Here is a 24,695-nt window from a genome sequence, read left to right as displayed (position 1 = left end):
CACTCGACACTGCGATGCGTCGAGCCGGCAGGGAACCGCCGAAACGGCGGCAGACGCGACGGCAGGCTCAGCCGGCGATGGTCAGGCTCAGCAGGGTGCCGGCGTCGCCTTCTGCCAGGAGGCCGACGGCGGTGCTCGAGTCTGAGGGGAACACCTGGTCCGTGATGGTGGCCAGCCCGTCCTGGGCGAAAACTTCCACGGAGCACCGGTCCAGGAAGATCCGCAGCCGCAGCCGGCCGTCGATCAGCGGAACGGCCACCCGCTCCACTGACGGGAAGGTGTCGTGGAAGCTGACGTTGCCGGACGACGTCCGGTCCAGGCTGAGCTCCCCGGTCACGGAATCGTAGGCCAGCACGGTCTGCTCGCTCCCCGAATCCAAGGCGGAGCAGCCGGAGGCCCGGAGCACCAGACCCGTTTTGCCCGCACCTGCCGGTTGAAGCTCGGCATCGATCCGGAGCACATCACCGGACGCCCCGGACGGCAGCCAGGTGATGCCGCGCTCCAGTTCCTGCCTGCCCAGCGTGAACGGCTCAGCTCCGGAGGCCGTGAAGGGATCCACGGCTTCCTGGACCAGCACGGGTCGACCGCCCCGGGATTCCAGCCTGACCTCGCGGGGCAGGGACATGGCGCTGCGCCAACCATCCGACGGTGTGGCGGCGGCGTACTGCCAGTTGTTCATCCAGCCGATCATCAGGCGGCGGCCGTCGGGCGCGTTGCTGAAGGACACGGCGGCGTAGTAATCGCGGCCCCAGTCCAGCCAGCCGTACTCGGCCATCCGGCTCCCGTCCGTCTGCAAACCCTCGGTGACGGTGCTTTCGGACCGGAACGTCACGCCGTCGAACGTCCCCACGAAATACTGGCCTGCCGAGCCGCCGGCGATACCGCCGGGGTTCAGGTTCACGATGAGGACCCACCGTGTGTCGTGGGGATCCCCGTCCACCGGCAGCTCAAACAGGTCGGGGCACTCCCAGACACCGCCGGTGGCGTTGGCCGGACCGAAGGAGCTCAGGAACTCCCAGGTTTTGAGGTCGGCGGACTTGTACAGGACCACTTCCCTGTCCTCGGCCTCGACGGCGGCCATCACCCAGTAGCTTCCGGCGCCTCCGTCGTACCAAAAGACCTTGGGGTCCCGGAATTCCGCGGACGCCCGGTCCAGCACCGGGTTCCCGGCGTACTTGGTCCAGGTGGCGCCGTCGTCGGTGCTGTAGGCGAGGGACTGCGCCTGCCGTCCGGCGAGGGGCGATCCCGGTGCGTAGGCGCTGGTGTAGATGGCCACCAGCGGCGGAACTCCCCCCACACCAAAACCGCTGGTGTTGGAGGTGTCCACCACTGCCGAGCCGGAGAAGATGGCTTCCTGCTCGTCGCACGGAATGGCGACGGGCTGCTCGTCCCAGGTCAGCAGGTCAGCGGAGGTGGCGTGGCCCCAGGACATGTTGCCCCAGACGTCGCCGTGGGGGTTGTGCTGGTAGAAGAGGTGGTAGACGCCGTTGGAGTACACGAGGCCGTTAGGGTCGTTGAGCCAGTTGCGTTCCGCGGCGTAGTGCCATTCGGGCCGGTACCGGCAGCCGAGTTCGGCTGTTGGGTTCATGGGTGTGGTCGTCTTTCGAACTAGGAAAAGCCGGTCAGCCTTTGACGCCGCTGGAGGCGATGCTGTTGATGAACGAGCGCTGGAAGGCGATGAACAGGACCACCACGGGAACCGTGATGAGGGAGGCGTAGGCCATCACTTCGCCCCAGGAAACGTTGAGCTGGAAGAAGTACTGGATGCCGATCATCACCGGGCGCAGCTCCTCGGACTGGACCACCATGAGCGGCCACAGGTAGGAGTTCCAGGCGGGCAGGAAGGTCAGGATGGCCACGGTTGCCGTGGCGGGCCCGGCCAGCGGCATGACCACCTGGCGGTAGATCTTGAACCAGCCGGCGCCGTCGATCCGCGCCGCCTCATCCAGTTCCTTCGGGATGGATTCGAAGTACTGGTGGTAGAGGTAGATGGAGAAGGCGTTGGCGATGAACGGGATGATCTGGACCTGGTAGGTGTCCAGCCAGCCCTTGGAGATTTCGAGGCTGAAGCCGTTGAGCTCGAAGTACGGGAGCTGGTTGACCCACCACACGAGCGGCAGCGCCAGGGTCTGGAAGGGCACGATCAGGGTGGCAAGGATGGCCGTGAACACCACGCGCTTGCCGCGGACCTGCATGCGGGACAGGGCGAAGGCGCACAGGCTGTTGATGAAGATGCCGAGCACGACGGTGACCGCGGAAATGCCGATGGAGTTGATCAGGAAGCGGGCGGCCGGCACCCGGTCGAAGACCGCGGCGTAGTTGTCCAGCGAGATGTTGCCGACGGGCAGGAAGGCGGCCACGGAGGACATGTCCCCGAAGATCTGCTGGTCCGGCTTGAGCGAGGACACGAGCATGAAAACGATGGGGAAGGCGGCGACGGCGGCGAACAGGATGCGCACGGCCATTGCCCCGGCACTGCTGAGGCGAAGAGCGCTTTTCACGTCAGTCCTTCTCTCGGGTCAGGTAACGCTGCACTGCGGAGATCAGCAGCACGAGGACGAAGAATACGAGGGAGATGGCGGAGGCGTAGGAGGTCTCCTGCTGCTTGAAGCCGGAGCGGACCGCCTCGTAGATGATGGTGGTGGTGGAGTCGAGCGGGCCGCCCTGGGTCATGACGCTGACCTGGTCGAAGAGCCCGAGCGCCTGGATGGTGATGGTCACCAGGACCAGGCTGCGCGTGTGCTTCAGGCCCGGCCAGGTCACGTACCGGAACTGGTGCCAGCGGCTGGCGCCGTCGAGCTGCGCGGCCTCGTACAGCTCGCCGGAGATGCTCTGCAGGCCGGCGAGCCAGATGATCATGTGGAAGCCGGCGGCCTGCCAGATGGACAGTGCGATGATGGCCGGCATGGCGGTGGCGGGGTCGTTGAGCCAGTCCGCCCCGGGAATGAGGCCGAAGCTCACCGTGGACAGGATCTCGTTGATCAGGCCGTCCTTGCGGTACATGAACAGCCACAGCAGGGACACCACCACCATCGAGGTGACCACGGGAAGGAAGTAGATGGTGCGGAAGAAATTCACACCGCGGAACTTCTTGTTGATCAGCAGCGCCATGGCCAGGGCCAGGGCTGACTGGACCGGGACCACCACGACGGCAAAGTAGCTGACGTTCAGCAGCGCACGCCAGAACGTGGGATCGGTGAAGAGCCTGGCGAAGTTGTCCGTTCCCACGAACTCCACGGGCCGGGGTGAAATAAGCCGGGCGTTGGTGAACGCGAGGCCGAAGCCGAGGATGGCGGGGAGGAACACGAAGGCGAGCAGGAGGACCGCTGCCGGAGCGATCATCCCCCAGCCGCTGAGCTGTTCGCGCAGGTAGCCCGGGCGGCGGCGCCGCGGGGCGACGGGCGGAACAGGCGGCGCGGCTGTGGTGACGCCGGAGCGGCGGCGGGGAGGAAGCTGGGTGGTTGTCATGGGAGTCTCCGTTGACAGTCAGTGCCGGCGGGAGGGCGACGGCGGCAGGTGCGTGCCGCCGTCGCCCTCCCCCTTGGCAGACGGCTAGTTCTTGTAGCCGCCGTTGGACTTGATGTTGGCGTCAATCGCCTTGACCGCTTTGTCCAGCACGGTCTTGGGTTCCGCCCCGGCCAGGATGTCCTGGACGGCCTTGCCGTATTCCGTGGCGATGAAGGGGTAGGCGGGCGTCTCGGGACGCATGACGGCCTGCTCGCGGGAGAATTCCATGAGCACCCGGTTGGCGCCTCCCTCGGCGAATTCCGGGAGGAGCGCAGCAGCCTCGTTGGTGGCCGGGATGGTTCCGGTTGCCTTGGCCACCGCGGCAATGTTCTCCGGCTTCAGGGAGTAGGACAGGTAGTCCATGGCAGCCTCGGAGTTACTGCAGCCGCTGGTCACGCCCCACTGCCAGGAGGCGCCGCCGATCTTCGGGCCGTTGCCGAGGTCCACGGTGGGCATGACCGCCAGGTCCTTGCCGAGTGCCTTGCGCGCCTTGTCCGCGGCCCAGGAGCCGGTGTACACAATGGCGCTCTTGTTGTTCAGGAAGTCCTGCGTGGAATCCTTGCCGCTCTTCTTGGCCATGAGGCCCTGGTCCGCGAGGCCGCGGAACCACGTGGCCCACTCGACGGCCTTCTCGCCGTTGAGGGCACCGTCCGCTGACTGGAAGCCGTCACGGTTGATGAGGTCGCCGCCGAAGGACTGCAGCAGCGGGGAGTAGGCGTAGGGCAGCCATTCGCCGGCGCCCGCCGTTCCCATGTCGAGGGGGTACTGCCACTTGCCCAGGGCCTTGAGCTTGGTCAGGGCATCCTGGAATTCTTCCTTTGTCCACGGCTTCTCAATGGTCGCAACGCGGATGCCGGCGGCCTTGAGGTCGGAGGTCCGGGCGAGCATCGCCAGCGCGACGTCGTAATAGCCGACGGCGTACGTCTCACCTTCCCACTTGGCCACCGTGCTGGGCAGGTGCTTGGACAGGTCTGTCGAGAGCTTGAGCGGGGCCAGATACTGCGCCCACGCCCAGTTCGGCACGTTGGGGCCGTCGATGTCCACGATGCAGGGCAGTTTTCCGGCGGCAGCGGCGGAGACCACGGAGTCGTTGTAGGATTCCTGCGGGAAGGCCTGGACCTTGATCTGGGCCTTGGCGCCGCTGCTCTTGTTGTAGGAGTCAACGATGCCCTGGATGGCCTTGAGCTCGTCCGGGTTGCCGGCGTTGTGGGTCCACATGGTGATCTCGTTGGAGCCCTCGGACGTCGCCGAGGCACTGCCCTTGCCGCAGGCGCCGAGGGTGCCCACGAGTGCGGCCGCGGCTATGCTGGTGGCCAGGATCCGAGTGAATCGCTTGTTCATGATGGTCAATCCTTCTGCTGAATTTGTGCGTGGATGATTGCCCCGGGTCCGCCGGGACGCGGCCGCTGCAACGGCTGCGTCCCTTTTTACGCGGATCCCCCTGCAGATCTTTCTGCGGATCGCCCGGGAGGGTGGTGGTGTGGTGGTGTTTCGTGTGCGGGGGCGTTCTGCCCGAGGCCCCTTGGCCGCCTACGCCGGCGGCGGGCCTACCGAGCCCCGCTCGATCAGGGGGCATTCCAGCTGGGCCTGCGCTGCGGGAGTCCCCGGATGTTCAATATCGTCCAAGATGCGGTTGACCGCCCAGCGCCCCATCTCGTAGTGCGGCAGGGCCACCGTGGTGAGGCCGGGCCAGAGGGCATCCGCAATGAGTTCAAGGTTGTCGACGCCCACGATCGAGACGTCGTCGGGAATGCTCAGTCCCAGGGCCGCTGCGGCCTGGTAGGCCCCCATGGCAACCCTGTCGCTGAAGCAGAACAACGCGGTCGGCGGTTCCTCCTGGCCGAGCAGGGCAAGGGCTGACCGCCGGCCCCCCGGGGTGTCCGACACGCCGGCGACGAAGTGCCGGGGGTCGTGCTCCAGGCCATGCCTCCGGAGGGTGTTGAGGAAACCCTCCAGCCGGCCGTGGGTGGCAGGGATGTCGTCCACATTGTTGATCATCCCGATCTTGGTATGGCCCGCCCGGATGAGGGCTTCGACGGCGGTTTCGGCCGCGCCCACCTCGTCCGGGACAACGGACGAGACGGAGCCGTTACCGGTGACGGCGTCCAGCAGCACCGTGGGAAGACCGGCCAGCTCACCCGGCAGCTCCACCCCCTGGTGGTACAGCCGGGCGTACACCACACCGTCCACCTGGTGCTGCTGGAGCATCCGGATTTCCCGAGCCTCCAGCTCGCTGTCGAGGCCGGAGTTGACCACCATGACCACATAGCCGCGGTCGTAGGCGGCGTCCTGCGCCCCGCGGATCATGGCGCCGGCGAAGGGGGTGGTGGTGATTTCATCACTGACAAGCCCAAGGATCTGGGACCGCTGGTTGCGCAGTCCGCTGGCGAGCCTGTTGGGTGCGTAACCAAGGTCCTTGGCTACGTCCCGGATGTGCTGCTGGGTTTCCGCTTTGACCCGGAAGCTGGTGGCTTCGTTGAGCGCGTGCGAGACCGTGGTCACCGAGACCCCGGCAGCTTTCGCCACCTCGCGTATACCAACCCTTGTCACCATCGACTCTTCCTTTGCAAAACGTTTTGTACTCCGTGTGATCCAGAGTACACAAAACGTTTTGCAAGTGTCAACGGGCTGGTGTGGGACTACCTCCAGGGGCTGGCGGCCCTCAGCCTTCCGAGCCTGCAACGAATAGCAGCAGTGTGTTGAGTGGGGTCAATAGAAGACATAGTGTGGCGTTGGCTCATAGAAACGCGAATACTCCCGGCGGGCCGGGGTACGTGAACTCTGAGCAAAGGTCTTGGAGGCATCCACGGCACCGAGGAACAACCTGTGGAAGGGAGAAATCTGTGCGGGAATCAAGCACCGACGAGAGAATTTCAGCACCGGAGGCAGTCGCCGCTGAGGCGGCCGCCGTCGAGGTGAAAGAAACAGAGGCCGAAGAAACAGAGGCCGAAGAAACTGAGGCTGAAAAAGTAGATGCGGCTACGGCCGACTCTGCAGCCGAGCCGGCGGACATCACCTACGACGAGCAGTTTTATCCGGCCCGCCCGAAGGCCCTGAGGCCGATCGCCCGCAGGCGCCAGTACCTGGCTGCCAGGCCCTCTCTCGAATTCGACGGCCGCAACGCGGCGTACGTCGACTGGCTGCGGAACCAGGCGATGCTGGGAGACGCCAACGTGCTGGCCCGGCAGCTCTCCGGGCAAGCCAGCATGTGGCAGAACTCCTACGCGCATCCCAACCCCAGGGCCGCCGTCGAACGTGCTCCCGTATGGTTCACCGCTTACCCGCTGTCCTTCATCACACAGCATGGCCAGTCCTTCCTTTCCGCCCTGGGCGATCCAGGCATGTGGGAAGCCTTCCGGGAGATCGGGATCAGGGCACTCCACACCGGCCCCGTCAAACTGGCGGGAGGCATCAGCGGCTGGACCCAGACTCCCAGCGTCGATGGACACTTTGACCGGATCAGCATGGCAATCGACCCGGTGTTCGGAACCGAGGATGAATTCCGGCAGATGTGCCAGGTAGCCGCCGACCACGGCGGAACGGTCATCGATGACATTGTTCCGGGCCATACCGGCAAGGGAGCCGACTTCCGCCTTGCCGAAATGAACTTCCGGGACTACCCGGGCATCTATCACATGATTGATATCCCCGAGGAAGACTGGCACCTGCTGCCGGACGTCCCCGAAGGGCAGGATTCGGCAAACCTGAGCCCCGAGTCTGAACAGGCGCTGCAGGAAGCCGGATACATCATTGGCCGGCTCCAGCGGGTCATCTTCTATGAACCCGGCGTCAAGGAAACCAACTGGAGCGCAACGCGGCCGGTCGTGGACACTACCGGAAAGACCCGCCGCTGGGTCTACCTTCACTACTTCAAGGCAGGCCAGCCCTCCATCAACTGGCTGGACCCCACCTTCGCCGGAATGCGCCTGGTCGTTGGGGACGCTTTGCATTCACTCGTTGACCTGGGCACCGGAGCGCTCCGCCTGGATGCCAATGGCTTCCTGGGCGTGGAGAAGAGCGCTGAGGAGCAGCCGGGCTGGTCCGAGGGACATCCGCTCTCCGAGGCAGCGAACCAGCTCATCGGGTCCATGATCCGCAAGGTGGGCGGGTTCTCCTTCCAGGAGCTGAACCTGACCATCGACGACATCAAGGCAACCTCCGAGGCGGGCCCTGACCTTTCCTACGACTTCATTACACGTCCGGCGTACCATTACGCGCTTGTCACCGCCGACACCGAGCTTTTGCGGCTGACGCTCCGTCTGTCGATGGAAATCGGCGTTGACCAGGCCTCGCTGGTCCACGCGCTGCAGAACCATGACGAACTGACCTACGAACTGATGCATTTCGCCTCCGGACACAGGGACGAAGTGTTCGAGTTCAACGGCCAGGAGCTCACGGGGGCCCAGCTCGCCGAACAGGTTCAACAGACCATGAGGGAGCGTTTGACCGGGGAGAATGCGCCCTACAACGCTGTCTTCACGACCAACGGCATCGCCTGCACCACGGTGAGCTTCATCATGGGCGCGCTCGGTATCCAGGACCCTGAAGCGATTACCCGGGAGCAGGAGGCCCAAGTACTGGATGCCCACATACTGCTGTCAATGTACAACGCCCTGCAACCGGGCGTTTTTGCCCTCTCCGGGTGGGACCTCGCCGGCATCACGGCCCTTGACCGCAAGCACGTCCAGGAGCTCACCTCGCAGGGCGACACCCGCTGGATCAACCGCGGCGCCCACGACATCATGGGCACCAGCCCGGACGCGGAGACCTCCTCAGCAGGCATGCCCCGCGCCCGCAGCCTGTACGGCTCGCTCCCCGAGCAGCTCCAGGATTCCGCGTCCTTCGCCCGGCGGCTCCAGCGCATCCTGGAGGTCCGGGAAGAAAGCGGAATAGCAACGGGCACTTTGTTGGACGTGCCGGATGTTTCCCACCGCGGGCTGCTCGTCATGGTCAACCGGCTGGGTGACGGGGCGCTGGAGGTCACCGTTCTCAACTTCTCCGGCCAGGACATCGCGGGCAGCATCCAGTCCGCCCACCTGCCCCCTGGTGCCAGCGTGCAGGACCTGTTCAGCGGCGAGACGGTGGGTCACGTGGATGACCTGCACAGCTTCTTTATCGAACTGTCCGCCTATCAGGGCACAGCACTGCTCCTGAAGGAAGAGGAACCTGGGGACGAGGAAGCGCCCGGTACGTAGCCCTGCGACGTCGGGCAGACGTTCCCTGCGTCCGGGACCGTGCCGTCGGGAACGCTGCGTTCCCGACGGCGGTCCCTCCGGAGCCGGCACAGCTCGCCGACCGCCCGGGCCGGGTTGCCCATCGCCAGGGCGTTGGGCGGCACGTGGCGGGTAACCACCGCGCCGGCGCCGATCAGGCAGTTCTTAAGGCGCCTGGCGGGTAAGGTCTGCGAGCGTCTGGTCGGCGTCCTCGAATTCGACGGCTGCGACGATTTCCTTGGTCTCTGGATTGAGCATGAAGGCCTCGTCGTCGTCCTCGATCATGAGGAACTCGCCGTGGTCTGTGCTGAACTTCCAGGCCAGGACGGTCTCGCCGTTGTGCTCGTAGTTGGGGTCGCCCATGGTGATGGCCTGCAGGGTGTACCCTGCGACGTCGCAGAGTTCCCGGATGATCAGTTCGAATTCCGGCGCAGTTTCGAGGGCTGCCTGCTCGGCGTCGGCAAGGCGCTGTTCCAAGTCAGGAACCTGCTCCAGCCGCAGTGCGATGTGGGCGCTGAGTTCTTCGCCCTGCAGCAGCAACAGCCCTTCCTGTTCGCGCAGCCAGGCTGCGTTCAGGGCGGTGATGTCCTCGTTTTCCAGCAGCGCCTCAAAGGCGGCGTCGAGGTCTTCCATGGCCTGGACGGCGTCCGGCAGGTCACCGTCCGTGGCCGCGTCCCACTCGCCGTCCAGGTAGATTTCTGCCTCCTCCTCCGAGAGGGCGCCAAAGGCGTCGGCGGCGCGGTCGAACAGTGCCAGGTGCGCGTTGGCGCCCATGCCCTTGAGGCCTTCGCGGACGTAGTTGTCGACCTCGTCCCGGTCGGCGGCCGTGAAAACGTACTGGGCAAAGCCGCCGGCAAGGGCCTGGGTGAGATAGAAGTCGACGAAGTAGCTGCGCAGTGCGTTGGGCGCGATTTCCCCGGGGCCGAGCAGTTCACGGTACATGGCGTTGACGACGGCGACGTTGGCGTCAACCACCTCCTCATCCCGTGCATCGGTGCCTTCAAGGGTCAGGACGACGGGGTACTCGTTGGAAGTCATGGGAATCCTCACTGCAGAAGCCGGTAGCGCTCAGGACAGTTACAACGTATGCCCCGCCTCCGGCGCGGAGGTTGGAAGCAGGTGAACGCCAGGCAAAATCTGCCGGAGCCCCGCAGGCAGCACAACGGCGTGAGTCCTCCGTCCGCTATGAGGCCCCACGCCGTCCGCTTATAAAGGGATACAGGCTCCTGATCCAGCGTTCCGCAGGTTACCTTTCCCGCGGCACCGCCGGTCCGGTGTTCCACCGCAGCAGTGCCGCCGCGTTTGCCCTGCCGGGAATGGCGGTAATCGGCACGAGCTCAACGTCGGCGTCCGTCAGCACCGCAGCCCGGATGAGGGCCGACGCCGCGGGGGCCTGCCCCAGGACCTGGGCCCCGAGAGCCTCGGACTTCTCAAGCGCCACCCACGGGCTCGCGGCGAGCACCAGCATGTTGTGCGCGGAACGGCTGCCAGGCCCGGCAGCCGTGTTGTCGGCGCCAAGGTCCCGCGTCAGCTCATTGCTGAGCACCAGGGTCTGGACCTGCGCCTGCTGCAGGGCATGGACCACCTCCCCGAGGCCGAATGCAGCCCTGCCCCTGTTGTGGCCCTTCTCCTCGGCGAGCTTGTCCAGCAGCTGATACTGGGACCGCGCCTCAACTTCGGCCAGCAGCCGTTCGACGGCGGCATGCATCACTTCGGGATCGGCGCCGCCCGCCCGGGTATGCGACTCCACCTGCGCAGCAACGGCGCGGCTGGCATCCGACAGCTGGTCAAAGACGAGCTCCCGCGCCCGGATGTCACCGCCGATGGCGACGACGGCGGGGCGCTCCGCCTCAACGAGCCGGTCGATTTCCGCGGCCACTTCTTCAGCGTTCTTCCGCCATACCTCCTCCGTCCGGTGCTGGAACTGTCCTTGGGACCAGCCTCCGGTGGGTACCTTCTTCAGGTTTTCGGTGATGCCTTGCGTTGTATAGGTGGACGTGCCCCCGGCGCCAAGCGGCCGCGCGGCATGGGCGAGGGTGATGTCGGCCCCCGTCCGGTCCACGCTGACAGCCACAAAAGGCATGTCTGCCGTGCTGTGCCGCAGCAGGGGCAGCAGATCCGGGATCACGCCAACGTTGACGTACGGACTGTCCACGCGTTCGCCGGTCATTACTTCATCGACTTCAACGTGGCCGTCATGGGCGATGACAAACCGGGCAACAGGGCTTGGCACTCCTTCCAGGGGCTTGACTGCTTCTTCCACCGCCCTGGCGTCCGCCGAGGCAGCTCCGGCCGCCAGCAGTTCGTCCCGGATGTGGCCGGGTCTGACGTCAGCCGCCTCAAGGGAATCAGCAGTGCCAGTTCCGGTGTCCGTCAGCACGGTGCACCAGGTGCCTCCGGCGGCCAGCAGCTTGGAATACTTGGAGAGTGTCATGGACATGCGGGTCGATCTCCTTTCCTTTTTGAACAGAGCCATGTCCGGGTAAGACATGGGGTCAAAACGTCCTGCAGATCACTTTCCACGGTAGCACCGGGGCTTTTCGCGGTGAACTGTCCGGCGAAGTTTCAGGGCCCCCGCCGGCTGACTAAGATGGATCAGATAACCTGCAGATGTTGACCTGCCGAAAGTAGCGCGCACCATGCCATCCAGACCGGACGAGAGTGCGGCACTGGCAATCCAGACCCCCGCAATCAACGACCGCTCCCTCGCGGCCGGGCTCGCCTATGCCATGGGGAGCCGCGTCACCGGCATTTCGTTTGACGCCGCGACCGGACTGATGCTGGGCAAGGTGCGCGGCGGCGCGGACGCGCCGTATTCCACCACCGCCAAGCTGGTGCGGAGGGCGGGCGGCTGGAGCTGCACCGTGGGCGTCTGCAGCTGCCCGGTGCGCAAGGACTGCAAGCATGTGGCCGCCCTGCTGTTCGCCGCAGAGGACAACCCCGCCATCCGGGTGCAGCTGCTGGCACCCGCCGACGTTTCCCGCCTCGCCAGGGAGCCCTCGCTGGCTGAGCCGGCAGGATGGGAGCAGGCGCTCAGCCCGCTGATTTCGCAGCCCGGCATCGCGCCCTCCGCCGGCGGGACCCCGCTGGCACTGCAGTTCGAAGTGGAGGAGCCCGCCCCGCACTTCTCCTACACCGGCCGGCGGGATCCCCTGCGCAGCGTCCGGCAGCTCAAGGCCCGCCCGGTGATTATGGGCGCCAAGGGCAAGTGGATCCGCGGCGACGTTTCGTGGAACACCCTCAGCTATCTGAGCTTCAAGCGGGAATGCAACCAGACCCACGTGGAGTGGATGCAGGCCTTCCTCGCCGCCCACACGTCTGCCGCCAACCGGGTGCATTCTTCCTCCGCCCTGTGGCTGGGAATGAACACGTTCGCGGGCAAGAACCTGTGGGGCCTGCTGGAGGAAGCCAAAAAGATCGGCCTTGCCCTGGTCCACAGCCGCGGGCAGGAGCCGGTCCGCATCGCCGAGTCTGCCGCCGTCGTCGGCCTTGATCTGAGCCGCCACGGCCCTGCCGTAAGCGGCAGTTCCGTGAGCGGCAGTTCCGCCAACGGCAGGAAATCCGACGACGGCGGGCTGGAGCTCGCCCCCACCATCACCATTGAGGGCGCCGGCGTTGATCCGGCCTCCGTGGGCACCATCGGCCGGCCGGCCCATGGCATCTTCGCCACTTCCGGTGGGGACGCGCTCCCCGGCATCAACGGTGATTCCGTCATCACGCTGGCACCGCTGGAAAGCGGGCTCAGTGAGGAACTGCTGGCGTTCGTGACGGCCGGCAGCACCCTGCACATCCCGGCGCGGGACGAAAGCCGCTTCCTGACCGGCTTCTACCCAAAGCTCAAGCAATCGGCGCGGGTGACCACATTGGACGAGTCCGTGGAGCTGCCCGAGCTCGCGGTCCCCACCCTGTCCCTGCTGGCCAACTACGGCGCGGACCACCGGGTGCGGCTGCACTGGGAATGGCATTACACGTCGGGAAACCTCGTCACCGCGCAGCCGCTGTGGCGCCATCCGGGCGATCATGGGTACCGGGATGATGCCGCGGAGGCACGCATCCTGGAGACAGTGGGCCAGCCGTGGGACGTGGTGCCCAAGCTGGGTGAATCATCCACCGGAGGCTGGGGCACGCCGCGCCTTGCCGCCTCCGCCGAGCTGAGCGGGCTGGACACCCTGGCCTTCACGGAGGAGGTTCTCCCCCGCCTGCAGAACACACCCGGCGTCGAGGTGGACACCTCCGGGGATATCGCCGATTACCGTGAGGCCGAAGAAGCCCCGGTGGTGGCGATCTCCACCACGGCCACCGACCAGCGGGACTGGTTCGACCTCGGCATCGTGATCACGCTGGAAGGCCAGCCCGTCTCATTTGCCGCCCTGTTTTCAGCGCTCGCCGCGGGTCAGACGCGCATGCTGCTGCCCAGCGGTGCGTACTTCTCGCTGGACCTGCCGGAGCTGCACCAGCTGCGGGCCCTCATCGACGAAGCCCGCGCGCTCCAGGACAACAAGGACGGCCCGCTGCAGATCAGCCGGTTCCAGGCAGGATTGTGGGACGAGTTGGCACAGCTGGGAATCGTGGATGAGCAGGCCGCTGCCTGGCGCGAAGCGGTCGGCGGACTGCTTGAGGGTGATGTGCAGGGCCTGCCCCTTCCCGCCACCCTGAATGCCGAACTGCGGCCGTACCAGCTGGAAGGCTATAACTGGCTGAGTTTCCTGTACCGGCACGGCCTCGGCGGTGTGCTGGCAGACGACATGGGACTCGGCAAGACCGTCCAGGCGCTGGCCCTGATGTGTGCGGCGAAGGAGCACGCCTCCGGCACGGTTTCCAAGGACGGTGCGGCTGCTGAAAACAACACAACGTACGACGGCGGTGCGCCCTTTTTGGTGGTGGCCCCCACGAGCGTCGTGGGCAACTGGGCGGCTGAGACGGAGCGCTTCGCTCCCGGGCTCACGGTCCGGGTGATCAGCGAGACGTTTGCAAAAAGCGCAGCTGACCCGGCCGGGACCATCGCGGGAGCCGACATCGTCATCACCTCCTACGCCCTCTTCCGGATCGACTACGAAGCCTACGCCGGACACCGGTGGGCCGGACTCGTGCTGGACGAGGCGCAGTTCGTGAAGAATCACCAGTCCAAGGCCTACCAGTGCGCCCGCAAGCTCCCCGCAGCCTTCAAACTCGCCGTTACGGGCACGCCGCTGGAGAACAACCTCATGGAGTTCTGGGCCCTGACCTCGATTGTGGCGCCGGGGCTCTTTGCCAGCCCCTCCCGCTTCGCGGAGTATTACCAGAAGCCGGTGGAAAAGAACGGCGACAAGGGGCAGCTGGACAAGCTCCGCCGTCGGGTCCGCCCCCTGATGATGCGCCGCACCAAAGAGCAGGTCATCAAGGACCTGCCGCCGAAGCAGGAGCAGATCCTGGAGGTGGTGCTCAACCCGCGCCACCAGAAGGTGTACCAGACGCACCTGCAGCGCGAACGGCAGAAGATCCTGGGCCTGATCGAGGACGTGAACAAGAACCGCTTCACGATTTTCCAGTCGCTGACCCTGCTGCGGCAGCTCAGCCTGGACGCGTCGCTCGTCGACGCCTCGCTGTCGGGCGTGCGGTCCAGCAAGCTGGACGTGCTTTTCGAGCAGCTGGAGGACCTGGTGGCGGAAGGCCACCGCGCCCTGATCTTCAGCCAGTTCACGGGCTTCCTGGGCAAGGTCCGCGAGCGCCTGGTGGAGGAGAACATCGAGTTCTGCTACCTCGACGGCGGCACGCGGAACCGCGCGGACGTGGTGAACGAGTTCAAAAACGGCGCAGCGCCGGTGTTCCTGATCAGCCTCAAGGCCGGCGGTTTCGGCCTGAACCTCACGGAGGCCGACTACGTGTTCCTGCTCGACCCGTGGTGGAACCCGGCGTCGGAGGCGCAGGCAGTGGACCGCACGCACCGCATCGGCCAGGCGCGGAACGTCATGGTGTACCGGCTCGTGGCCAAGGACACCATCGAGGAAAAGGTCATGGCGCTCAAGGCGAAGAAGTCCCAGCTGTTCGCAGATGTGATGGAGGGCGATGCGCTCTCCGGCGGCGCGCTCACCGCCGAGGACCTCGCGGGGCTCTTCAACGACTGATGGGTTCCGACGTCAGACGTCGCCGGCGTCGTGCATCACCGGCGTCGTTCATCACTGGGAGGGCACGTCACGCTGCAGCAGTGGCTGGCCGAAAGCCGCCCGCCGTCTGCTTCCTGAGCCACTTGCCCAGCGCCTTGCCTTTGCCCTTCCACCAGCTGTCCTCGTCAGTGTCGGTCCGCCACCGGTACGTCACCACCATCAGCACAAACATGCCGAGCGTGACGTCACCCCATACGCCGGTCGCCGCGTCGAGCAGCACGGTGCACGCCATGACCAGAATTGCCGGAAGCGCCAGGGTCCGGAAGACGGTGTTGGCCATGTAGCGCCCGCGCGAGCGGGGCACCGAGAGCAGGCGGAGCATGTCTGAACAGACGCACACCAGGACAAGGGTCTGCCCCAGCGCCAGCAGGATCGACCCCGGCAGGGAGGCGGCGAACTGAACAGCCGGGGCCAGCCCGGAGCTCACGGCGCACCCCCGGACGCTGCTGCTGTCTGTACGGGCATTGCCGACGCCGCGACCGGCGTTCGTAAGCAGATCATGCTGGTACCCCCTCGAACGGACTCTCCCTTGAGTGCCATTTAAAGGCGCGCGCAGCCATCACGTCACGAGAGCCGGCTACCCGTTCTCCGGCACCGCCACTACGCGGAAGCTAGTCGCGGTACGCAATTGGTTAGCCGTTAGGCTTTGCTGGGGAGTCGGGCGAAGGCGGGGTGGGGAGCTGCGCGATGATCTGATCGGCCCACGCGTCGACGGCCTCCCAGTCGCGCAGGTCACCGAACTTCCCGCCTGTGAGGCGGAACAGCCGCGGAGCAAGGGCGGCATTTGGCTGGCCTGATAGACGCCGGAGAAAAGCTCATGGTCCCGAAGGAGCATCTCTGATTGCAAGGCTTCCGCGAGCCATGAGGGGACTCCCTTCCGTTCTCTAGCGTGGCAGATATCTTTGCCAGCGGAAGGTGCCGAAAGGCTTCACCACGCGGTCGTCACCGCGATTTCCACGCATACCTGCGCTCGGGACGTCCGACGCCGTACTTCAGGGTGACCTCCACCTGCCCCTCATCGTTGAGGTACTCAAGGTAGCGGCGGGCGCTCACGCGGGACGTTCCCACCAGGACCGCGAGTTCTGCGGCGGAGACGTCACCGTCCGCCTCGCGCAGCGCACGCTCGACTACCTGCAGGGTTTCGGCACTGCAGCCCTTGGGCAGCGGCCGGTCACCGCGCTCCAGGCCGAAGACCCGGTTGACGTCGGCCTGCTCCGCCACGTCCTTGGAGGCATCCAGGCTGCGGTACGTGTTCCGGTAGTGCTCCAGGCGCTCCTGCAGGTCAGTCTGGGAAAACGGCTTGATCAGGTAGTGGACGATGCCGCCGCGCAGCGCCCGCCGGACGGTCTCCACTTCCCTGGCGGCGCTGATCACCAGCACATCCAGCTCCGGCGCCACTTCCCGCAGCCGGTGCATCAGGTCCAGCCCGTTGATGTCCGGCAGGTGGATGTCCAGCAGGACCAGGTCCGGCTGCAGCCGCTGCGTCTCCAGCACCGCCTGCGCCCCGGTGTGCGCCACTCCCACAACCTGGAAGCCGGAGGTGCGCTGGATGAATCCGGCGTGCACCTTCGCCACCATAAAGTCGTCATCGACAATCAGGACGTTGATCATGGCCGCCTCACCTTGCCTGGCTTTTCATTTCCCGCGGCTCCCGCCCGGAGCAGTTCGGCCGTGAACACCGCGCCGGCGTCGTTGTGCACCGTCAGCCGCCCGCCATGGCGCCGGCACACCACCCGTGCGAGCGCCAGGCCGTACCCCCGCCCGCCCTGGGACGACGTCTTGGTGGTGAAACCCTGCCGGAAAATGTCTTCCGTCATCTCTGCCGGGACCCCCGGTCCTGAATCATGCACCACAACCGTGATGCCGCCGTCGGCCTCCTCGATCAGCACCTCAACCTCGGCGCCGGCCGTGTTGGTGACCGCATCAAGAGCGTTGTCCACCAGGTTCCCCACCACAGTGGTCAGGTCCCGGGACAGCTCTTCATCCACCCGGTCCAACCGGGACTCCGGCGCGAGTTCCAACGAGACGCCCCGCTCGGCCGCGAGACTTGACTTGGCGATGAGCAGCGCGGCCAGCGCCGGGTCCGCGATCCTGCTGGTGACCTCGTCATTGAGCCGGGTGCGGTTGGACGTGGCGCCGTTGACGAACTGCACGACGGCGTCATACTCACCGATCTGGATCAGGCCGGAAATCGTGTGGAGCTGGTTGGCGAATTCGTGCGCCTGGGCGCGGAGGGTGTCGGTGGCCGTGCGGGTGGTGCCCAGCTCGCGCTCAAGGGAAGCCAGCTCCGTGCGGTCCCGCAACGTTGTCACTGAGCCGATGACGCGGCCGCGGGACCGGATAGGCACCCGGTTCAGGACCACCAGGCTCTCCCCGACAAGCACCAGGCGGTCGGCGACGGGCTGGTCCTCGGTGAGCACCTCCTTCAGCGACGGCTCCACCTCAAGGCTGGCCAGGTCCTTGCCCACGCAGTTGTCGGGCAGGCCCAGCAGCCGCCTCGCGCTGTCGTTGGCCACGGTGATCCGCTGCTCCGGGTCCAGCGCAACCACGCCCTCCTTGAGTCCGTGAAGCATTGCCTCCCGGTTCTCGACGAGCCCGGTGATCTCATCCGGCTCCATGCCCAGGGTCTGGCGCTTGACGCGCCGCGCCAGGAGCAGCGATCCGGCCACGCCGAGGACGCTCGCGACCCCCAGGTAGGTAAGCAGATTCGGCACCGCATCAGCCAGCCGTTCGATGACGGACGGGTAAGTCCTGCCGACGGCGGCGATTCCCACTATTTCGCCGGTGTCGTCCAGCACGGGCACGTGGGCGGAGAGCGCGTCTCCTGACCCTGTGCTGACCACGCCGGTCCAGGCACGCCCGGACATCACCACACTGTCGCCGAGTTCGAGTTGCCGGCCCTGCTGCGAGGGGTCCGACGACGTCACGACAGTCCGGTCGGCGCGCGCCAGTGCAACATGGGAGGACCCGGAAATGGTGCGCACTGATTCGGCGACAGAGGGAAGGGCAGCGCCGCTTCCCGGCTGGGCATCCTTCAGGAGGCCGCGGACTGTCGGGTTCGCCGCAAGAGTCTCAGCGGCCGACAACGCACGGCGCCCCTCGATGCGCTCAAAGGAAGCTGCGGACTGGGCCAGCGAGATCGCGACCACCGCCACGAGCACGGCAAACACGATCAGCAACTGCAGGCGGAGATACTGCCCCGCAAGGGACATTCCTCGCCGTCGAGTCATTGTGCTGCTGGCTTCCTGTGTGTGTTGGGCCGCCGCGGTGCGGGGGTGGTGGGGTGCAGACGGGAGGAGTTCGCCACACCCGTTATTCCGCGCCGTTGCCGTCGCGGTGTGGTGAACTATACCGCACCTGCAGCGGCTGGTTTTGCCGGTGGTCCAGGCCGCCCACCCTTCCAGCGTCACGTCGGAGGCAGTGGCAGGAGCCACAAGTCGGCACAGCTGCGAACCTTTCATTGGAGGGGGAGGCGCCGCATGATAGGCGCATGACCCAAATGACATCGGCCGACGAATCCGCCGTAGCAAGGGCACAACGCGAACTACAGGAGGCCGGCGTCCGCACCGTGATCGGCACGGTGGTGAATGCTTCGGGCATCACGCTGGCTAAGAGCGTTCCATTAGCCAGGCTTAGAACCTTCCACCAATCCGGGATGGGTGCCGCCCCTGTCTGGCACGTCTTCACCATCGACGGCGGGATAGCGTTCACGGACACCATCACGCCCGTTGGCGATATGCGTCTCAAGGTCGATATCGCGGGACTCCGTGTCCTGCAAGGGGGCCGGGCATGGGCACCGGCCAGCCTTTACGAACAAGACGGAGCCGCCTCTCCGGCCTGCGCGCGCGGCATTCTGTCCGACGTCTACGGCAGTCTCGACGAGGCCGGATACCAGGCACTCGTGGGCCACGAACTTGAATTCTTCCTCATCGCCCCGGATGGTTCAGCGCTGGAAACAACGCCCTGGGTCCCGTACGGGGCAACCGGTCTTCTGGACCGATCGGCATTCCTCGACGATCTGCTGTCGGCGTTGAACCGGGCCGGCATTCCCCTGGAGCAGATCCACGCCGAGTACGGCAGAAACCAGTTCGAGTTTTCCCTTCCGCCTGCCTCGCCCGTTCAGGCCGCGGACAGCGTGGTCCTTGCCAAGATCATCGTGGGCATCGTCGCCAGGGCACACAGCATGCAGGCCTCTTTCTCCCCATCGCCCTTTCCCGGCACCGTCGGAAACGGTGCCCACCAGCACTTTTCGCTCCAAAAGAACGGCCTGTCGCTGTTCTCCGGCGGCAGCGGACAGCACGGCATCTCCAGCGAGGGAGGCGCGGCCATCGGAGGGATCATCGCAGGACTCCCTGATATCCAGGGTTTCCTCACGGGATCAGTTTTGTCCGGAAGCCGGTTGGCACCCGGCACATGGTCAGGTGCCTACTTATGTTGGGGTCTGGAAAACCGGGAAGCCTCGGTGCGCTTTCTAAACGAGGGCGAGAGCAATCCGCACGGAGCCAACGTTGAGGTAAAAATCGTCGATCCGTCGGCCAACGTGTACCTGGCGTCCGCAGCCATCCTTGCACTCGCCCTTGATGGCATCCGCAGCGGGCGCAAACTTCCGGCAGAGGTTCCGGGTGACCCGGGAAGGTTGTCCGCCGACGAGCGGGACCGGGCCAACGTCCGCCTGCTCTCAAACTCCCCCACCGCCATTATCGACACGCTGGATAAGTCACGCCTTGCTCGCGGGCTTCTCGGAGACGCCATCGTCGATGCCACGGTGGCCGTCCGGCGCTATGAACAGCGGACCTCCGCGGAACTCGCGCCTGATGAGCTCGCCGAACGCTTTCGGCTGGCGTGGTCGATCTAATGGCGGGCAGTTCCTTCCCGGACTTTGTAGAATACGTCGGCCTCATCGATCACCACGTGCATGGCGCGTTTCACGCCGACGGCGACGAGGCACGCTTTCAGAACGCCCTCAACGAGGGGAACACCGAGTCCCTGGCCAAGCCAGAAGACACCTACAACACGCAGCTCGGTATCGCCATCCGATGCTGGTGCAGCGGCATTCTTGACCTGCCACGGCACGCCTCAGCGGCGGATTACTGGAGCCGGCGCTCCGAGCTTGGAGAGCTCGAGGTCAGCCGGCGCATGACCCGCGCGGCAGGGGTGAGCGACTGGCTGATCGACACAGGATTAGATACCGCTGACTATCTCGGCCCGGCTGGCATGGCCGACGTCTCGGGTGGGCGAACCCACGAGATCATTCGACTGGAAGTGGTCGCAGAGCAGCTGATACAGAAGATTGCCAACCCGGCCGACTACGCCGAAGAGTTCGGTCAGCGGCTGCAAAACCTCGCCCTCAACGCTGTGGGCTTCAAAACAGTTCTCGCCTACCGCGCAGGATTCGACCAGAATCTCAGCCGACCAGCCCCGGCTGCGGTCGCTGAATCTGCCCGCCGCTGGCAGGAGAACCTAGGTACCGGCACAATTGCGAAGCTCACCGACGTGACCCTCATGGCCCACGGGATCCATACGGCGGTGTCGATGAAGCTTCCGCTGCAGTTCCATGTGGGATTCGGCGACCGCGACCTGGACCTCCACAAAACCAATCCCCTGTACCTCCTTGACTTTCTCAGGTCCGCCGAAGTCCGGGACACACCGATCATGCTGCTGCACTGCTATCCGTTCGAGCGCGAGGCCGGCTATTTGGCCCACGCCTTTGAAAACGTCTACATCGACGTGGGACTTGCCGTGAACTTCACAGGGTCACGGAGCCGGAACCTGGTGGCCCGCTCATTCGAACTGGCTCCCTTCTCAAAAATCCTTTACTCCTCCGACGCATTCGGCCCGGCCGAACTCCACTACCTCGGAGCGAGGCTATGGCGCAACGCAATTGCCAAGGTCGTCGGCGGATGGATCGACGACGACGACTGGTCCGAGGCGGACGCCCGCCGGATCGTGCAGCTCATCGCACACGAAAACGCGCGCCACGTGTACCCGCTCCCCTGAGGGCGCCAAACCTCCCGCCGGGCCCTCGTTGGGCCCCGGAAACGTGAACGCAATGAACTTAACTTTCTCTGGTTACACAAGAGTGAGCCGCGTCACTTTGGGTCCTAGCATCAGAACCACACCGATCAAATGGACCAACGAGAAGAGGAACACCATGCGCGGACTCAGCGCATTGCGCATAGCAGCCGTAGCGGCAGGCATCGCCCTGATGGCTTCAGGCTGCGGAGCAACAGGCAAGACTGACGCCGGCACCGCCACCACCGGAGCAAGCACCGCACCCCTGACCGGGCTGCGCATCATGGTGCCCAACACCCCCGGCGGCGGCTACGACACCACCGCACGCGCCGCGGCAAAGGTTCTCGAAGACGAGAAGCTCGCCACCAACCCCGAGGTCTTCAACCTCGCCGGCGCCGGCGGCACCGTCGGCCTGGCCCGCGTGGTCAATGAAAAAGGCAACGGCGACTTGGCCATGCTCATGGGACTCGGCGTCGTCGGCGCCAGCTACACCAACAAGTCCGAGTCGAAGCTGACCGAGACCACCCCGCTGGCGAAGCTCATCGAAGAGCCGGGCGCCATCATGGTTTCCAAGGACTCCCCGTACAAGACCATCGATGATCTTGTGGCCGCGTGGAAGAAGGACCCGTCCAAGGTGAGCGTCGGCGGCGGTTCCTCGGCGGGCGGCCCCGACCACCTCCTGCCCATGCAGCTCGCTGGTGCCGTGGGCATCGACGCGACCAAGGTCAACTTCGTCTCCTACGATGGCGGCGGAGACCTGCTGCCGGCCATCATCGGCAACAAGCTCGGCTTCGCAGCCTCCGGCGCAGGCGAATACATGCAGCAGATCAAGTCCGGCGCCATCCGCGTCCTGGCAACGAGCGGTGAGAACCGGCTGGAAGGCGTGGACGCCCCCACCCTGAAGGAATCCAACATCGACCTGGTCTTCACGAACTGGCGCGGCATCGTGGCCCCTCCCGGCATCAGCGACGCCGACCGCGACGCACTGATCGCCACGCTGGAGAAGATGCACGAGTCAGCTTCGTGGAAGGAAACCCTGAAGACCCGCGGCTGGACCGACGCCTTCGTCACCGGTGATGAGTTCAAGACCTTCCTCACCGACCAGGACAAGCGCGTCGCCGACGTTCTGACGAAGCTCGGCCTGGCGTGACCTCCTTGGCCTCCCGCCTCAAAGGCCGCTCCGAGCTGGGCATCGCAGCCCTGCTCGGGGCGGTCGGCGCACTGGTCCTCATTGACGCAGCGCGCCTGGTTGTGCCGTACTCCCAGTCGGACCCGGTGGGCCCCAAGGCCCTGCCGATTATCGTGGGAGCACTCCTGCTCGTCTGCGCCGTGCTGCTGGCAGTGAACGTTCTCCGGGGCGGAAGCGGCGAGGCCGAGGGTGGCGAGGATGTCGACCTGACCCACCCTAGCGACTGGAAGACCGTCCTCCCCCTGGCCGGCGCCTTCATCGCCAACATCCTGCTCATCGACTGGGCCGGCTGGGTCATCTCCGGAACGGTCCTCTTCTGGGGCAGCGTGTGGGCGCTCGGCAGCCGGCACTACGTCCGCGATGGACTGATCTCCCTGGCTCTGGCACTCCTGACCTTCTACGGCTTCTACCTCGGCCTGGGCATCGCCCTCCCCGCCGGGCTCCTTGAAGGGATTCTCTAGATGGACATCCTGTCCTCACTCATGGACGGGTTCGCGACGGCGCTGACCCCCATGAACCTCCTGTACGCCCTGATCGGCGTCCTCCTGGGCACCGCCGTCGGCGTCCTGCCCGGCATCGGCCCGGCCATGACCGTCGCGCTGCTGCTCCCGGTGGCCACCGTCCTTGAACCGACCAGCGCGTTCATCATGTTTGCCGGCATCTACTACGGCGGCATGTTCGGCGGTTCCACCACCTCGATCCTGCTCAACACCCCCGGCGAATCCTCCTCGGTGATCACCGCGATCGAGGGCAACCTGATGGCCAAGGCCGGTAAAGCGGCCCAGGCCCTGGCGACGGCGGCCATCGGCTCGTTCGTCGCCGGCACGATCGGCACCACCCTCCTGGTGGTCTTCGCGCCGATTGTCGTCCAGTTCGCTGTGAGCCTTGGCTCCCCCAGCTACTTCGCCATCATGGTCCTGGCCCTGCTGGCCGTCACCGCCGTCCTTGGCTCGTCCCGGCTGCGCGGCTTTGCGTCCCTCGGACTGGGTCTGGCTATCGGCCTGGTCGGCCTCGACTTCGTCTCCGGCCAGGCGCGGCTCACGTTCGGGCTGCCGCTGCTCTCCGACGGCCTCGACGTCGTGGTGGTCGCCGTAGCGATCTTCGCCGTCGGTGAAGCATTGTGGGTTGCCGCGCACCTGCGCCGCACTCCGCTGCAGATCATCCCGGTGGGCGCGCCGTGGATGGGCAAAAAGGACTGGAAGCGGTCCTGGAAGCCGTGGCTGCGCGGCACGGCCTTCGGTTTCCCGTTCGGGGCACTGCCCGCCGGCGGTGCCGAGATCCCCACATTCCTCTCCTATGTGACCGAGAAGCGGCTCTCCAAGCACCCCGAGGAGTTCGGCAAGGGCGCCATTGAAGGCGTCGCCGGGCCGGAAGCTGCCAACAACGCGGCCGCGGCCGGCACCCTGACGCCGCTGCTGGCGCTGGGCCTGCCGACGAACGCCACCGCCGCCGTCATGCTGGCAGCGTTCGTGCAGTTCGGCATCCAGCCCGGGCCGCTCCTGTTCGAAAACGAAGGCCCGCTGGTCTGGGCGCTGATCGCCAGCCTGTTCATCGGCAACTTCCTGCTGCTGCTGGTCAACCTTCCCCTTGCCCCGGTCTGGGCGAAGCTGCTCCGGCTGCCGCGCCCGTACCTGTACGCAGGCATCCTCTTCTTCGCCACGCTGGGCGCCTACTCGGTGAACCTGCAGGCGTTCGACCTGGCGGTCCTGCTGGTCCTGGGCGTGCTGGGCTTCCTCATGCGCCGCTACGGTCTGCCCGTTCTGCCGCTCATCCTCGGAGTGATCCTCGGGCCGCGCGTTGAGACGGAGCTGCGCCAGACGCTGCAGCTGAGCGCCGGCGACGTCTCGGGGCTGTGGAGCGAGCCGATCGCCGTCGTCGTCTACATCATCCTGGCGCTCGTGCTCCTCTGGCCGTTCCTGTTCAAGATGTGGCGCCGCACCCGCCGCGGCGGGGTAGCAGTTGCCGGCGGCGTTGCTCCAGCTCCGGCGCCCGCCGGGGGTCCTGCTGACGCCCAGGCTGCTGACAGTCCTGCCAAGGACAGCCCGACGGCGAGTGGATCCACCGCTGTCAGCGAGGGTCACCCGGATTCCACCGACGGCCGGAAAGACACGCCCAAGGTCACCCATGCCAATCACGGACAGGAGAAGCAGTGAGCATCATTGTCGGGTACGTACCCACGCCGGAAGGCGCAGCCGCCCTTGACCGGGCGATCAGCGAGGCCCGGAATCATCAGAGCAGGCTGGTCATCATCAACTCCTCCCGCGGGGACGCGCTGGTGGACAAGCGGTACGCCCAGGCCGAAGACCTCAATGCGGTCACCGACAGGCTGGAGAAGGAGGGCTTGGAGCATCTCGTCCTGCAGCGGGTCCGCGGCAATGATGCGGCGAGTGAAGTGCTGGAGGCCGCTGAGGAATACCAGGCCGAACTGATTGTCATCGGCCTCCGCAAGCGGACTCCCGTGGGGAAGCTGATCATGGGCAGCACGGCCCAGCAGATCCTGCTGGAGGCAACCTGCCCGGTGTTGGCAGTCAAGGCCGGCTGACCCGTAAACAGGCCCACTCAATTAGCCTCAGAGGTAGGTTCCCGCACCGGCGGGTTCCTACCTCTTTGGTCTTGAGGCAGAAGGACACC

The 24,695-nt window shown here is 65.8% G+C and carries 18 protein-coding genes; 8 read left to right on the top strand and 10 right to left on the bottom strand.

All coding sequences use genetic code 11. The annotated features are described in order from the left end of the window. Positions 1 to 67: 67 nt before the first annotated feature. From ACIP9X_RS15360 to ACIP9X_RS15340, 5 genes are all read right to left on the bottom strand, one after another. On the bottom strand, positions 68 to 1,588 hold the full coding sequence (locus ACIP9X_RS15360) for a glycoside hydrolase family 32 protein (protein ID WP_400480610.1): 1,521 nt from the start codon (positions 1,586 to 1,588) through the stop codon (positions 68 to 70). A gap of 34 nt (positions 1,589 to 1,622) precedes the next feature. After that, the gene (locus ACIP9X_RS15355; RefSeq protein ID WP_400480609.1) at positions 1,623 to 2,501 is read right to left on the bottom strand and encodes a carbohydrate ABC transporter permease; all 879 of its coding nucleotides are present in this window, start codon (positions 2,499 to 2,501) and stop codon (positions 1,623 to 1,625) included. A gap of 1 nt (position 2,502) precedes the next feature. Continuing rightward, the gene (locus tag ACIP9X_RS15350; RefSeq protein ID WP_400480608.1) at positions 2,503 to 3,468 is read right to left on the bottom strand and encodes a carbohydrate ABC transporter permease; all 966 of its coding nucleotides are present in this window, start codon (positions 3,466 to 3,468) and stop codon (positions 2,503 to 2,505) included. A gap of 84 nt (positions 3,469 to 3,552) precedes the next feature. After that, positions 3,553 to 4,848 carry an extracellular solute-binding protein gene (locus ACIP9X_RS15345; protein ID WP_400480607.1) on the bottom strand — a complete coding sequence of 432 codons (1,296 nt, stop codon included), beginning with the start codon at positions 4,846 to 4,848 and terminating at the stop codon, positions 3,553 to 3,555. Between the two features lie 189 nt (positions 4,849 to 5,037). Beyond that, complete coding sequence (locus ACIP9X_RS15340; protein WP_400480606.1) at positions 5,038 to 6,060, bottom strand: LacI family DNA-binding transcriptional regulator; 1,023 nt, start codon at positions 6,058 to 6,060, stop codon at positions 5,038 to 5,040. Positions 6,061 to 6,518: 458 nt separating this feature from the next. Here ACIP9X_RS15340 and treS point away from each other — a divergent pair, with 458 nt between their 5' ends. Continuing rightward, positions 6,519 to 8,702 carry a maltose alpha-D-glucosyltransferase gene (gene treS, locus ACIP9X_RS15335; RefSeq protein WP_400480665.1) on the top strand — a complete coding sequence of 728 codons (2,184 nt, stop codon included), beginning with the start codon at positions 6,519 to 6,521 and terminating at the stop codon, positions 8,700 to 8,702. Positions 8,703 to 8,885: 183 nt separating this feature from the next. Here the strand turns inward: treS and ACIP9X_RS15330 are convergent, their stop codons facing one another. Both ACIP9X_RS15330 and ACIP9X_RS15325 read right to left on the bottom strand, forming a co-directional pair. After that, complete coding sequence (locus ACIP9X_RS15330; protein WP_400480605.1) at positions 8,886 to 9,758, bottom strand: hypothetical protein; 873 nt, start codon at positions 9,756 to 9,758, stop codon at positions 8,886 to 8,888. Positions 9,759 to 9,966: 208 nt separating this feature from the next. Beyond that, a complete protein-coding gene (locus ACIP9X_RS15325) occupies positions 9,967 to 11,160 on the bottom strand; it encodes a Vms1/Ankzf1 family peptidyl-tRNA hydrolase (protein WP_400480604.1) in 1,194 nt (397 codons plus the stop codon). 199 nt (positions 11,161 to 11,359) lie between these two features. Between ACIP9X_RS15325 and ACIP9X_RS15320 the strand changes: the two genes are divergently transcribed. Continuing rightward, positions 11,360 to 14,824 (top strand): SNF2-related protein, encoded by a 3,465-nt coding sequence (locus tag ACIP9X_RS15320; RefSeq protein WP_400480603.1) that lies wholly within the window; start codon positions 11,360 to 11,362, stop codon positions 14,822 to 14,824. Between the two features lie 67 nt (positions 14,825 to 14,891). Here the strand turns inward: ACIP9X_RS15320 and ACIP9X_RS15315 are convergent, their stop codons facing one another. From ACIP9X_RS15315 to ACIP9X_RS15305, 3 genes are all read right to left on the bottom strand, one after another. Further along, positions 14,892 to 15,290, bottom strand: coding sequence for a hypothetical protein (locus ACIP9X_RS15315; protein ID WP_400480602.1), 399 nt, complete (start codon positions 15,288 to 15,290; stop codon positions 14,892 to 14,894). A gap of 515 nt (positions 15,291 to 15,805) precedes the next feature. Then, complete coding sequence (locus tag ACIP9X_RS15310) at positions 15,806 to 16,474, bottom strand: response regulator (RefSeq protein WP_400480601.1); 669 nt, start codon at positions 16,472 to 16,474, stop codon at positions 15,806 to 15,808. Further along, entirely contained in the window at positions 16,471 to 18,075 is a 1,605-nt protein-coding gene (locus ACIP9X_RS15305; protein ID WP_400480664.1) for an ATP-binding protein, read from the bottom strand. The genes ACIP9X_RS15310 and ACIP9X_RS15305 overlap by 4 nt, the downstream gene beginning before the upstream one ends. Positions 18,076 to 18,353: 278 nt before the next feature. Between ACIP9X_RS15305 and ACIP9X_RS15300 the strand changes: the two genes are divergently transcribed. The 6 genes from ACIP9X_RS15300 to ACIP9X_RS15275 all read left to right on the top strand — a co-directional run bounded on the left by ACIP9X_RS15300 (position 18,354) and on the right by ACIP9X_RS15275 (position 24,606). Then, positions 18,354 to 19,718, top strand: coding sequence for a glutamine synthetase (locus tag ACIP9X_RS15300; RefSeq protein ID WP_400480600.1), 1,365 nt, complete (start codon positions 18,354 to 18,356; stop codon positions 19,716 to 19,718). Then, positions 19,718 to 20,860 carry an amidohydrolase family protein gene (locus ACIP9X_RS15295; protein WP_400480599.1) on the top strand — a complete coding sequence of 381 codons (1,143 nt, stop codon included), beginning with the start codon at positions 19,718 to 19,720 and terminating at the stop codon, positions 20,858 to 20,860. The genes ACIP9X_RS15300 and ACIP9X_RS15295 overlap by 1 nt, the downstream gene beginning before the upstream one ends. Positions 20,861 to 21,014: 154 nt before the next feature. After that, entirely contained in the window at positions 21,015 to 22,025 is a 1,011-nt protein-coding gene (locus ACIP9X_RS15290) for a Bug family tripartite tricarboxylate transporter substrate binding protein (protein ID WP_400480598.1), read from the top strand. Continuing rightward, on the top strand, positions 22,022 to 22,525 hold the full coding sequence (locus ACIP9X_RS15285) for a tripartite tricarboxylate transporter TctB family protein (protein WP_400480597.1): 504 nt from the start codon (positions 22,022 to 22,024) through the stop codon (positions 22,523 to 22,525). Before ACIP9X_RS15290 ends, ACIP9X_RS15285 begins: the two co-directional genes overlap by 4 nt. Next, positions 22,526 to 24,217 (top strand): tripartite tricarboxylate transporter permease, encoded by a 1,692-nt coding sequence (locus tag ACIP9X_RS15280; RefSeq protein ID WP_400480596.1) that lies wholly within the window; start codon positions 22,526 to 22,528, stop codon positions 24,215 to 24,217. Beyond that, on the top strand, positions 24,214 to 24,606 hold the full coding sequence (locus ACIP9X_RS15275; RefSeq protein ID WP_400480595.1) for a universal stress protein: 393 nt from the start codon (positions 24,214 to 24,216) through the stop codon (positions 24,604 to 24,606). Before ACIP9X_RS15280 ends, ACIP9X_RS15275 begins: the two co-directional genes overlap by 4 nt. The last annotated feature ends 89 nt before the right edge of the window (positions 24,607 to 24,695 follow it).

The organism is Arthrobacter sp. NPDC093125, from assembly GCF_044754225.1.
Taxonomy (GTDB): Bacteria; Actinomycetota; Actinomycetes; order Actinomycetales; family Micrococcaceae; genus Arthrobacter.
Note: the sequence above shows the minus strand (reverse complement) of the source record. Positions and strands in the feature narration are given on the sequence as shown.